The organism is Nocardioides ginkgobilobae (assembly GCF_054781275.1).
Genome location: NZ_BAAGUS010000019.1, coordinates 1 through 11,341, shown reverse-complemented (window position 1 = coordinate 11,341; position 11,341 = coordinate 1). Strand labels below are relative to the sequence as shown.

The following is an 11,341-nucleotide window of genomic DNA, read 5'->3' as shown; positions in this document are numbered from 1 at the left end:
CGTACAGCGTGGGCGACGCGCTCTCCTTCGGCTGGGCGAAGTTCCAGGCCAACATCGGGTCGATCGTGCTCTCGGCCCTGGTGCTGCTGGTCGGCGTCGGCCTCGTCGCCGTGCTCGGCTTCTTCGCGGGGCTGGTCCTCCAGGCGGTGCTCGCCGCGGTGCTGCTGGTCGTCTTCCAGGTCATCGCCGCCGACCTGATCCGGGCGGCGCTGACCGTCATCGACGGCGGCAGCTGGGAGTTCTCCGAGGTGCTGCGCACCGACAAGATCGGCAAGGTCGTCGTGACCGCGCTGATCGTCGGCGCCATCACCGTCGTCGGGACGCTGCTGTGCTACTTCCCCGGCCTCATCGCCGGCTTCATGCTGTCCTACAGCCTCTACTTCGTCGTGGACCGCGACCTCGAGCCGATGGCGGCGGTCAAGGCCAGCGTCGAGCTGACCAAGAACAACCTCGGCAACACGCTGGTCTGGTACATCGTCGGCGCGATCGTCGCCTTCGCCGGCTTCCTCGCCTGCGGCGTCGGCGCCCTGGTCAGCCTGCCGGTGGTGCTGCTCGGCACGGCGTATTCCTACCGGATGCTCACCGGCGGCACGGTGGTGCGCTGAACCGCGCAGCGGCCGTGCGCAGGCCCGTCGACCGACCCGCGCACGGCCGTTCTTGCGGCCCCAGCACCCGCCCCTCGCGGTGAGAGACCCCTCACACCCCGGGGTGAAACAGGGTTGGGCCGCACGACCCCGTGGTAAATAACGCGTCAAGGACGCAGGCGTTCACTGGCGCCGCCTCGCCGCACATCCCCCACCAGAAGGGTCGACATGAGAACGCGACGCACGACACGGATGACCATGGCCATGGCTACGGCGGTCGCCACCGCCCTGCCGCTGGTCGCCCTCCAGCCCACCCCCGCCCAGGCGGCACCCGCACGTAGTGGTGAGGGCATCCAGAAGTACCAGCACCGGGCCAAGGTCGGTGCCCAGGTCCTGCGGGTCATCGCCCTGGACCAGACGCCCGGCATCGAGGGCGGCAAGGTCGTCGACCTCCGCGTGGGTCGCGCCTCGTCCATGCTCAACACCCGCAAGGCCACCCCGGCGGTCTCGACCTCCAAGAGCCTCGGTGGCCGCGGCCTGGCCGACAACGACCTGTCCGGCCTGCTGACCGCACTGGTCGCCAAGGCGGGCCCGACCAAGGGCACCGACGAGATCCCCAGCCAGACGCTGGTGCCGGTCGCGGCGGAGCCGCTGCTGTCCGCCGGTGTCAGCTCCGGTGAGGCCATGGCGCGCTGGGCCGGCAAGCGCTCGTGCGTGCCGGGCGGCCAGGACGCCACCTCCTCGACCTCCTCCACCACCGACGTGACCGTCCTCCCGGGCGCCATCCCGGACGCCGGCTCGCTCCTCGCGCTGGATGGGACCGCCTCGGCGTTCCAGCGCACGCAGTACCTCCCCCGCGGTGACCGCGCCGGCCTCAAGGGGGTCGCCACCGCCGGGCTCGCCGACCTCGCGCTCTTCGGCGGCGCTGTGGGCGTCGAGGTCGTCTCCGACCCGAAGATGGTCGCCACCGCGACCGGTCGCGAGGGCGGCGCGAAGATCGAGTACACCCCGGCGGTCCTGGAGATCACTGGTCCCGACGGCCAGCCCGTCCCGATCCCGACCGATGGCGCCCCCGCCGAGATCTCCTTCCCCGAGAACCCGCTGCTGGGCCTGACCGTGCAGTTCCCGGGCGTCATCAAGGAGAAGGTCACCGAGAACGGCCGGATGGCCAAGGCCAAGTCGGTCACCCTGCGCGCCGTGCTCTCCCTCGGTGGCCAGGTGATCGCCGACGTCGCGGTCGCCCCGCTGCAGACCAAGGTCAAGGTGCCCAGGAACGGCATCGCCTGCTGACCCGCTCGACCTTCTGACCCGAGCAGCGGCTCCGACGGCCCCGCCCTCGTGGCGGGGCCGTCCTGCATTTCGAGCGGGGAACGGATCAGCGCAGGGCGGCCGCCTCGCGGGCCAGCCGCTCGACCCGGCCCCAGTCGCCGGCTGCCAGGGCGTCGCGCGGGGTGAGCCACGAGCCGCCGACACAGCCGACGTTCGGCAGCGCGAGGTAGTCCGGGGCCGTCGCGGCGGTGATGCCGCCGGTGGGGCAGAAGCGGGCCGCGGCGAGCGGCGAGGCCAGCGAGGAGAGGTACGCCGTGCCGCCGGACGCCTCCGCGGGGAAGAACTTCATCTCCGTCACGCCGGCCTCGAGCACGCGCAGCACCTCCGAGACCGTGGCGGTCCCGGGGAGGAACGGCAGCCCGGTGCCGAGCATCGCCTCCAGCAGGGTCGGCGTGGTGCCGGGCGAGACGAGGAAGCCGGCCCCGGCCTCGGCCGCGGCCTCGGCCTGGGCGGGGGTGCAGACGGTGCCGACACCGAGGGTGATCTCGGGGACCTCCGCGGCGATGGCGCGCACGGCGTCGAGCGCGACCGGGGTGCGCAGGGTCAACTCGACGACCGGCAGGCCGCCGGCCACCAGGGCACGGGCCAGCGGGACGGCGTGGTCGAGCTCCTCCACGACGACCACCGGCACGACCGGGACGGGGTCGAGCAGGGACTCAGGCATGGGCAGGGACTCCGTGGTGGACGGGGACAGGCGGGAAGACGCTCGCGCCCTGGTCGGCCGGGCCGACCGTGGCACGGAAGGTCGCGAAGAGCTCGCGGCCGGTGCCGGCGAACTCCTCGGCGGTGGGGGCGGCCCCGGTGGAGGACCGGGCCAGCACCGCGTCCACGTCCTCGACCGTCAGGACCCCTCGGTCGGCGTCGACGGTGACGAGGTCACCGTCGCGCAGCCGCGCCAGCACGCCGCCGAGCGCAGCCTCGGGGGTGACGTGGATGGCGGCCGGGACCTTGCCCGACGCCCCGGACATCCGGCCGTCGGTGACGACCGCGACCCGCTGGCCCCGGTCCTGGAGCACCCCCAGAGCCGGGGTCAGCTTGTGCAGCTCGGGCATGCCGTTGGCGGCCGGGCCCTGGTAGCGGATCACCGCCACCAGGTCGCGCCCGTCGAGGGTCCCGTCGGCGAAGGCCTGCAGGAAGTCGGCCTGGTCGTCGAAGACCAGCGCCGGGGCCGTGACGACCCGGTGCTCGGGTGCGACGGCCGAGGTCTTGATGACGGCCTGACCCAGCGGCCCGGTCAGGACGCGCAGCCCGCCGTCGACGGAGAACGGGTCACCGGCCAGGCGCAGCACGTCCGGGTCGAGGGACGCGGTCGGCCCCTCGACCCACTCGACGCCACCGTCGGCGCCCAGCCGCGGCTCCCGGGTGTAGCGGCGCAGGCCCGGGCCCGCGACGGTCTGCACGTCCTCGTGCAGCAGCCCCGCGTCGAGCAGGGTCCGCACCAGGAAGGCGATGCCTCCGGCGGCCTGGAAGTGGTTCACGTCGGCGGAGCCGTTGGGGTAGATCCGGCACAGCAGCGGCACGACGGCGGAGAGGTCGGAGAGGTCCTGCCAGGTCAGCTCCACGCCGGCCGCGCGGGCCATCGCCACCAGGTGCATCGTGTGGTTGGTCGAGCCGCCGGAGGCCAGCAGCGCCACGCAGGCGTTGACCAGGACGCGCTCGTCGACGAGCTCCCCGATCGGCGCGGCCCCCGCCTGACCGGTCTGCTGGCGGTGGGCCAGCTCGGTGACCCGGGCGGCGGCCGCGTCGGTGAGGGCGGTGCGCAGCGGGGTGCCGGGGTTGACGAAGGAGGCGCCGGGCAGGTGCAGACCCATGACCTCCATCAGCAGCTGGTTGGAGTTGGCGGTGCCGTAGAAGGTGCAGGTGCCGGCCGAGTGGTACGACGCCGCCTCGGCCTCGAGCAGCTCCTCGCGGGAGGCCAGCCCCTCGGCGTACCGCTGGCGGACCGCAGCCTTCTCCTTGTTGGGCAGGCCGGACTCCATCGGCCCGGCCGGCACGAGCACGGTCGGGAGGTGCCCGAAGGACAGGGCACCCATCACCAGGCCGGGCACGATCTTGTCGCAGACGCCCAGGAGCAGGGCGCCGTCGAACATGTCGTGGGAGAGCGCGATCGCGGTCGACATCGCGATGACGTCGCGGGAGTAGAGCGAGAGCTGCATGCCGGCGCGGCCCTGCGTGACGCCGTCGCACATGGCGGGCACACCGCCGGCGACCTGGGCGATGCCGCCGGCGCGGACGACCGCCTTCTTCAGGGCAGGCGGGTAGGTCTCGAAGGGCTGGTGGGCCGAGAGCATGTCGTTGTAGGAGGTGACGATCGCGAGGTTGGGCTTGACCGTGCCGCGCAGTGCCGCCTTGTCGACCGGGCCGGCCGCGGCGAAGCCGTGCGCGAGGTTGGCGCAGGCCAGGCGCCCGCGCGCCGGGCCGGTCTCGGCGGCGGCGCGGGTGCGGGCGAGGTAGGCCGCCCGGGTCGCGGCGCTGCGCTCGACGACGCGCTCGGTGACGGCCGCCACGACGGGGTGGAGGCCCTGGTGGTCCTGCTCGGTGCTCACTGGTCGGTCTCCTGCCAGGCTCGGCCGTCGCGCTCGAGCAGCGCGGCGGCGGCGAAGGGGCCGGGGGTGCCGGCGGGGTAGCGGCGCGGGGCCTCCGGCGACTCCGCCCACCGGTCGAGGATGGGCGCCACCCACTGCCAGGCCGCCTCCACCTCGTCGCGGCGCATGAACAGCGTCGGGTTGCCGCGCACGACGTCCATGAGCAACCGCTCGTAGGCGTCGGGGCTGCGCTGGTCGAAGGCGGTGGCGTAGGACAGGTCGAGGGAGACCGGGCGCAGCCGGATGCCGCCGGGGCCGGGCTCCTTGGCCGTCAGGTGCAGGCGCATGCCCTCGTCGGGCTGGACGCAGATGTGCAGCCGGTTGGCCGTCGTGGCGCCCTCGGAGCCGGGGAACATCGCGTGCGGGGGCTCCTTGAAGACCACGACGATCTCCGAGACGCGGCGGTCCATCCGCTTGCCGGTGCGCAGGTAGAACGGGACGCCGGCCCAGCGCCAGTTCTGCACCTCGGCCTTCAACGCCACGAAGGTCTCGGTGCCGCTCCCGGCGCCGCCGTGCTCGCCCAGGTCGTCCTGGTAGGAGGCGGCCCGCTCCCCCTCGACCAGCCCGGCGACGTACTGGCCCCGGACGGTGTCGCGGTCCACGTCGGCCGGGCCGAGCGGCTTCAGCGCCTGGAGCACCTTGAGCTTCTCGTCCCGGACGTTCTCGCGCCCGACGTACGTCGGGGGCTCCATCGCCACGAGGCACAGCAGCTGGAGGAGGTGGTTCTGCACCATGTCGCGCAGGGCGCCCGCGTGGTCGTAGTAGCCACCGCGCGTCCCGACCCCGACGGTCTCGGAGACGGTGATCTGCACGTGGTCGATCCACCGGGAGTTCCACAGCGGCTCGAGGAAGGTGTTGGCGAAGCGCGTGACCAGGAGGTTCTGCACGCTCTCCTTGCCGAGGTAGTGGTCGATGCGGAAGACCTGGTGCTCGGCGAAGACGCGGCCCACGGCGTCGTTGACCTCGCGCGCGGAGGCCAGGTCGTGACCGATCGGCTTCTCCATCACGACGCGGGCGCGCTCGTCGACGACGTCGATCTCCGCGAGCCGCTCGCAGGTCGGGCCGAAGAGGCGCGGCGCCACGGCGAGGTAGAAGACGCGGACCGTCTCGTCCTCGCGGGGCCGGTCCTTGAGCAGGCCGTGCAGCAGGTGCCAGTCGTCCGGGGTGCCGGAGTCCAGGCAGAGGTGGTGGAGGCGGCCGAGCAGCCTGGTGATCGCCTCCTCCTCCAGCAGCGCGGGCTCGACGAAGCGCTCCAGCGCGGCCCGGACCTCGCGGCGGTAGCCGGCGTCGTCGATCTCGGAGCGGGAGACGCCGATGATCCGGGTGTCCGCGGGCAGGTGGCCCTCGAGGTCGCGGTGGTAGAGCGCGGGCAGCAGCTTGCGCAGGGCGAGGTCGCCGGTCCCGCCGAAGACGGTGAAGTCGCAGACCGGCGGGAGGGTCGCGGTCACGGCGGTCGGGTCTGCCGAGGTGTGCATGGGTCAACGGTCCCAGGACTTTTGGATCGATACAAGCACTCTTACGCTATTTTCTGACTTAAGTGTGTGCTTCACTCGCCGCATGGCCACCGACGAGACCTGGGTCGACACCTCCCCGGGCGGCCTGCTGCACCTGCTGCGGACCGGGCGCGCGGCCACGCGCGCCGACCTGGTGCGGCTGACCGGGCTCTCGCGCGGCGCGGTGACGGCACGGGTGGGCGCGCTGGCGGCCGCCGGCCTGCTGCTCGAGGGCGCCGACCTCGCCCCGACGGGGGGACGACCGGCTGCCGCCCTGCGCCTGGACCCCGACGCCGGGGTCGTGCTCGCCGTCGCCGTCGGTCGCTCCCGCAGCCAGGTCGGGGTCTTCGACCTGGCCGGTCGCGAGGTCGCCGGCGACACCCGCGACCACGAGCCCGGCACCGGCGCCCGCGACCTCATGCCCGACGTCGCCGCCCGACTGGACTCCCTGCTCGACGGCCTCGTCGCTCCCTCGGCCCCTCGCGCACGCGTGCTCGGCGTGGGGCTGAGCCTGCCCGGCTCCGTCGACCCGGCCTCGGTCACCGCGACCGACGCGCCCGTGATGCGCGGGTGGGACGGGGTCGCGCTCGCTCCCTACCTCTCCCCCGTCACCGACGCGCCGGTCCACCTCGACAACGACACCTCGGTCCTGGTGCGCTCCGAGCTCTTCGGCCGGGTGCCGGTGGCCCGGGACATGCTGGTCCTCAAGGCCTCGACCGGCCTGGCGCTCGGCATCGTGGCCGACGGCCGGCTGGTCGGCGAGGGTCGCGGCACCACCGGCGAGCTCGGGCACACGCGCGTCGATGCGGCAGAGGACCTGCTGTGCCGGTGCGGCGCGACCGGCTGCCTGGAGACGGTGGCCGGCGGTTGGGCCCTGGTGGCCCGGTTGCAGGAGGCGGGTCGTCCCGACGTACGCCACGTGCGCGACCTCACCACGCTCGCCCTCGCCGGCGACCCCGAGGCACGGCAGCTGCTGCGCGAGGCCGGGCGACACCTCGGCGAGGCGCTGGCCGTCGCGGTCAACCTGCTGCACCCCGAGGCGGTCGTCGTCGGCGGGGACATGGCCACCGCGTTCGACCTGCTCACCGCGGGGGTCCGCGAGTCCCTCCACGCCCGCGCCCACCCGGCTGCCGCCCGGGCCCTGCGCTTCGTGCCGGCCACCCACGGCGAGGCCGCCGGGCTGCACGGCTGCGCGGCCCTCGCCATCGACCGGGCACTCGACCCGCGGGCCGTGGACGCGCTGCTGCGGGAGTGAGCGCACCCACGGTCGGCGGAGACAGCGGCGCGCGGGGACGCGCGCCCCTCTGCAGCGTCAGCCCTGGTCGCGAGCCCACGTCCAGGCGTACTCCGGGTCCTCGACGGTCAGCGCGGCCTCGCCGAGCTCGAGCGGGGCGAAGGTGTCGACCATGACGGCGGTCTCCTCGAAGCGCTCGGCACCGAGGCTGGCCTCGATGGCGGAGGGCTGGGGGCCGTGGGCGTGGCCGCCGGGGTGCAGCGAGACCGAGCCGAGCCCGATGCCGGAGCCCTTGCGCGCCTCGTAGTCCCCGGCGACGTAGAACATGACCTCGTCGCTGTCGACGTTGGAGTGGTAGTAGGGCACCGGGACGGCCAGCGGGTGGTAGTCGACCTTGCGCGGGAGGAACGCGCAGACCACGAAGTTCCAGCCCTCGAAGACCTGGTGCACCGGCGGCGGCTGGTGGACCTTGCCGGTGATCGGCATGTAGTCGTCGATGTTGAGCGTGTAGGGGTAGAGGCAGCCGTCCCAGCCGACCACGTCGAAGGGGTGGGTCGCGTACGTCATCCGGGTGCCCACGATCCCCCGGCTGGTGCGGTGCTTGACCAGCACCGGCACGTCGGCACCCTCGCGCAGCAGCGGCTCGGCGGGGCCGTGCAGGTCCCGCTCGCAGTACGGCGCGTGCTCGAGCAGCTGGCCGAACCTGCTGAGGTAGCGCTTGGGCGGCGCGACGTGGCTGCTGGCCTCGGTGGCGTAGAGCCGGCTCGGCTCGGCCGGGACCCAGCGGTGGGTGGTGGCGCGCGGGATGACGACGAAGTCGCCGGCCCGATAGGGGACGGCGCCGAAGACCGTCTCCACGACGCCGGAGCCGGACTCGACGAAGACGCACTCGTCCCCGATCGCGTCGCGGTAGTAGGCGCTCGGCTCGGTGCCGGTGACGACGTAGGTGATCCGGACGTCGTTGTTGGCCAGCACGGTCCGGCGGTCCGCCACGGCGTCGGTGCCGGTCTCGAGGTCGTGCAGCCGCAGGTGCCGCGGGGCGAGCGGGTGGTTGGGGGTGCGCGACTGGTCGGGCAGCTCCCAGACCTCACTCGCAGTGATCGCCGACGGGACCCCCCGGTGGTAGAGCAACGAGGAGTCGGAGGAGAAGCCCTCCTCCCCCATCAGCTCCTCGCGGTAGAGGCGCCCCTCGGCATCGCGGTGCTGGGTGTGGCGCGTCCGCGGGACGTCGCCGACACTGCGGTAGTAGGCCATGCTGTCTCCGGACCCCTCGATGACGCGTCCGACTATCGGACGATCTGGTGCGCTATCCGTTCGCTACAGTAGCGCGGTGACCCGCTTCGAGGAACCGCCCACGGACCCCTTCTGGGTCGGCCTGGTCGACGACGCCGCCACCTTCCCGCCCGGCGACGCCCCGCTGGACCAGGCGCTGACGGCGTACGCCGGCCGCTCCGGCCCCGCGGCACGGCTGGTCCGCTCGCTCGCCGTGCGCGACACCGACCTGCCGGCCGTGCCGAGCGGGACGCCGGTCTCGGTCGTGCTGACCGGGGGCGCCGGCCAGGTGCTCGGCCCCGCCCGACTCTGCGCCCAGCGCGACCTCCCCATCGCCGGCCTGGAGATCGCCCTGCGCGACGTCGAGGACCCGGCCGGCAACGCCCGCCGCGTGGTGGCCGCCGTCGACGCGGCCCGCGCCGAGGGCGCCCTCGACGAGGACACCCGGGTCTTCGTCGAGCTGCCCGCGACCGACCCGACGCACTCCTGGCTGGCCGCCGCCGACGAGGTCGCCGCGGCCGAGCTGCGGCTCAAGCTGCGCACCGGCGGCCTGGACGCCGAGGCGTTCCCGACGCCGGAGCGGCTGGCCGCCTGGATCGATGCCGCGCTCGACCGGGAGCTGCCGTTCAAGTGCACCGCGGGCCTCCACCGGGCGCTGCCCCACACCTCCCCGGAGGGCTGGCGGCACCACGGCTTCCTGGCGGTGCTCGCCGCGACCCGGATCGCCTTCGACGGCGCCTCGCGCGCGGAGGTGGTCGAGGTGCTGGGCTGCGGGGACGCTCCCGACCTGCTGGCGCTGGAGCTGGCCGGCGCGCGCAGGTGGTTCTCCTCGTTCGGCTCGTGCAGCGTCGAGGAACCCCTGGCCGACCTCCGGGAGATGGTGGACCTGTGAACACTCCTCCCGCCGACCACGGCACCGACGACCACGGCACCGACGACCACGGCTCCGACGATCTCGGGGGCTTCGGCCTCGACCACCTGCCCTACGGCGTGTTCTCCGTCGACGGCGGGCCGCGCCGGGTCGGCGTACGACGGGGCGAGGAGGTCCTCGACCTGGCGCACGCGACGGGTCGACCCGAGCTGGCCGAGCCCTCGCTCAACGCGCTGATGGCGCGTGGGCCCTCGACCTGGCGCCAGCTGCGCGAGCAGGCGCTCGACCTCGCGCCCGACCTGCCCGGCATCCCGCTCTCCGACGTGGTCATGCACCTGCCCTTCGAGGTGGCCGACTACGTCGACTTCTACGCCTCCGAGCACCACGCCACGAACCTCGGTCGGATGTTCCGTCCCGACTCCGAGCCGCTGCTGCCGAACTGGAAGCACCTGCCGGTCGGCTACCACGGCCGCGCCGGCACGGTCGTGCCGAGCGGTACGCCGGTGGTGCGACCCTCGGGGCTGCGACCCGCGGGACCCGGCGAACCGCCGTCGTTCGGACCGACCCGGCGCCTGGACATCGAGGCCGAGCTCGGCTTCGTCGTCGGCGCGCCCTCGGCCCTCGGCTCGCGGGTGCCGGCCGCCGCACTGGCCGACCACGTCTTCGGGGTCGTGGGGCTCAACGACTGGTCCGCGCGCGACATCCAGGCCTACGAGTACGTCCCGCTCGGGCCGTTCCTCGGCAAGTCCTTCGCCACCTCCATCAGCTGCTGGGTCACCCCATTGGCCGCCCTCGACGCAGCCTGGTGCGACCTGCCCGGCCAGGACCCCGAGCCGGCGGCGTACCTCGAGCCGGGTCGCACGCGCGGCCTCGACATCGACGTGGAGGTCGTGCTCGACGGCGAGGTGGTCAGCCGACCGACGTACGCCTCGACCTACTGGTCGCCCGCGCAGATGCTGGCGCACCTCACCGTCAACGGCGCCAGCGTGCGCACCGGCGACCTGTTCGCCAGCGGGACGATCAGCGGGCCCGAGCCGGGCCAGGAGGGCTCGTTCATCGAGCTCTGGCGCGGCGAGCGGTTCCTCGAGGACGGACAGGAGGTCGTGCTGCGCTACTCCGCGCCGTCGACCTCCGGGGGCCGGCTGAGCCTGGGCGAGGTCGTGGGGCGGGTCGAGCCGGCGCGCTGACGCGGCCATCCCGCGAACCGGCGACGACTCACGCTCGAACCAGCGCCGAGTCACCGTCGAACCACCGCCGAGTCACGCTTGAAGCAGCGCCGACCCAGCCGTCCGGACCGGTGGTCGGATCGATGGAGCCCGGCGACAGAACCTGTTCTAGATTTCGGGCCATGGGACTCCTGACGCCGCTGGCCGTGAAGATCGGCGCCATCGAGTGGATGCCGAAGCTGCTCCCCCAGATCGTGTGGGTGGACACGAACCTGCAGAAGGCCTCGCGCGGGCGGGTCAGCGTGCTCGACATCGCCGGCCTGCCCAACCTCATGCTCACGGTGGTCGGTCGCAAGAGCGGCATCCCGCGGCAGACGCCGCTGCTGTGCGTGCCCGACGGGGACACCTGGCTGATCGCGGGCTCCTACTTCGGCGGCCCGAAGATGCCGGTCTGGGTCTTCAACCTGCGAGCCGCCGAGAAGGCGCACATCCGCTTCGGCAAGGTCGAGACCGACGTGACCGCCGAGGAGCTCTCCGGTGAGGACCGCGCCGCCGCGTGGCGGACGATGCTCGCCACCTGGCCCAACTACGCCAAGTACGAGGAGCGCACCGACCGGCTCATCCCGGTCTTCCGATTGCGCCGCACCTGAGTTCGTAGCCTCGGCGCTCGAGCGCCCCGAGCGGCAGATCCGGATGTTCAACGAAGGGCGTAGAACCAACTTCCCTCGAAGTCGCGGGCGACTGTTTCCTCTGACTGCACGGTCACTCCGCTGACGTCGTGGGCAGGGAAGCCGTGACGCTCCGCGA

10 protein-coding genes are annotated in these 11,341 nt (G+C 73.4%); 6 read left to right on the top strand and 4 right to left on the bottom strand.

The features are described from left to right. Positions 1–8: 8 nt before the first annotated feature. Together ACYVID_RS15595 and ACYVID_RS15590 are read left to right on the top strand one after the other, a co-directional pair. On the top strand, positions 9–605 hold the full coding sequence (locus ACYVID_RS15595) for a hypothetical protein (RefSeq protein ID WP_460738585.1): 597 nt from the start codon (positions 9–11) through the stop codon (positions 603–605). Between the two features lie 207 nt (positions 606–812). Next, complete coding sequence (locus tag ACYVID_RS15590) at positions 813–1,874, top strand: hypothetical protein (RefSeq protein ID WP_460738583.1); 1,062 nt, start codon at positions 813–815, stop codon at positions 1,872–1,874. A gap of 85 nt (positions 1,875–1,959) precedes the next feature. Here ACYVID_RS15590 and eda read toward each other — a convergent pair whose 3' ends face one another. From eda to zwf, 3 genes are read right to left on the bottom strand one after another with little or no spacing between them, the layout of a single operon-like run. Beyond that, entirely contained in the window at positions 1,960–2,577 is a 618-nt protein-coding gene (eda, locus tag ACYVID_RS15585; RefSeq protein WP_460738581.1) for a bifunctional 4-hydroxy-2-oxoglutarate aldolase/2-dehydro-3-deoxy-phosphogluconate aldolase, read from the bottom strand. Continuing rightward, the gene (gene edd / locus ACYVID_RS15580; RefSeq protein ID WP_460738579.1) at positions 2,570–4,459 is read right to left on the bottom strand and encodes a phosphogluconate dehydratase; all 1,890 of its coding nucleotides are present in this window, start codon (positions 4,457–4,459) and stop codon (positions 2,570–2,572) included. The genes eda and edd overlap by 8 nt, the downstream gene beginning before the upstream one ends. Next, positions 4,456–5,973: a glucose-6-phosphate dehydrogenase gene (gene zwf / locus ACYVID_RS15575; RefSeq protein WP_460738577.1), complete on the bottom strand. Its 1,518-nt coding sequence runs from the start codon at positions 5,971–5,973 to the stop codon at positions 4,456–4,458. Before zwf ends, edd begins: the two co-directional genes overlap by 4 nt. Before the next feature lie 82 nt (positions 5,974–6,055). On the opposite strand from zwf, the gene ACYVID_RS15570 reads away from it, so the two are divergent. After that, the gene (locus ACYVID_RS15570) at positions 6,056–7,246 is read left to right on the top strand and encodes an ROK family protein (protein WP_460738575.1); all 1,191 of its coding nucleotides are present in this window, start codon (positions 6,056–6,058) and stop codon (positions 7,244–7,246) included. A gap of 57 nt (positions 7,247–7,303) precedes the next feature. On the opposite strand, the gene ACYVID_RS15565 is transcribed toward ACYVID_RS15570, so the two are convergent. Next, positions 7,304–8,479: a homogentisate 1,2-dioxygenase domain-containing protein gene (locus ACYVID_RS15565; RefSeq protein WP_460738573.1), complete on the bottom strand. Its 1,176-nt coding sequence runs from the start codon at positions 8,477–8,479 to the stop codon at positions 7,304–7,306. 76 nt (positions 8,480–8,555) lie between these two features. On the opposite strand from ACYVID_RS15565, the gene ACYVID_RS15560 reads away from it, so the two are divergent. The 3 genes from ACYVID_RS15560 to ACYVID_RS15550 all read left to right on the top strand — a co-directional run bounded on the left by ACYVID_RS15560 (position 8,556) and on the right by ACYVID_RS15550 (position 11,184). Beyond that, positions 8,556–9,389 carry a hypothetical protein gene (locus ACYVID_RS15560; RefSeq protein WP_460738571.1) on the top strand — a complete coding sequence of 278 codons (834 nt, stop codon included), beginning with the start codon at positions 8,556–8,558 and terminating at the stop codon, positions 9,387–9,389. Next, a complete protein-coding gene (locus ACYVID_RS15555; RefSeq protein WP_460738569.1) occupies positions 9,386–10,555 on the top strand; it encodes a fumarylacetoacetate hydrolase family protein in 1,170 nt (389 codons plus the stop codon). Before ACYVID_RS15560 ends, ACYVID_RS15555 begins: the two co-directional genes overlap by 4 nt. Positions 10,556–10,716: 161 nt before the next feature. Beyond that, a complete protein-coding gene (locus ACYVID_RS15550) occupies positions 10,717–11,184 on the top strand; it encodes a nitroreductase family deazaflavin-dependent oxidoreductase (RefSeq protein ID WP_460738567.1) in 468 nt (155 codons plus the stop codon). Positions 11,185–11,341: the final 157 nt, after the last annotated feature.

Excerpts from the sequence above, each read along its gene's own strand:
- ACYVID_RS15550 (WP_460738567.1), top strand. The coding sequence starts at position 10,717 with ATGGGACTCCTGACGCCGCTGGCCGTGAAGATCGGCGCCATCGAGTGG.
- ACYVID_RS15565 (WP_460738573.1), bottom strand. The coding sequence starts at position 8,479 with ATGGCCTACTACCGCAGTGTCGGCGACGTCCCGCGGACGCGCCACACC.
- eda (WP_460738581.1), bottom strand. The coding sequence starts at position 2,577 with ATGCCTGAGTCCCTGCTCGACCCCGTCCCGGTCGTGCCGGTGGTCGTC.
- ACYVID_RS15570 (WP_460738575.1), top strand. The coding sequence starts at position 6,056 with ATGGCCACCGACGAGACCTGGGTCGACACCTCCCCGGGCGGCCTGCTG.
- ACYVID_RS15590 (WP_460738583.1), top strand. The coding sequence starts at position 813 with ATGAGAACGCGACGCACGACACGGATGACCATGGCCATGGCTACGGCG.
- zwf (WP_460738577.1), bottom strand. The coding sequence starts at position 5,973 with ATGCACACCTCGGCAGACCCGACCGCCGTGACCGCGACCCTCCCGCCG.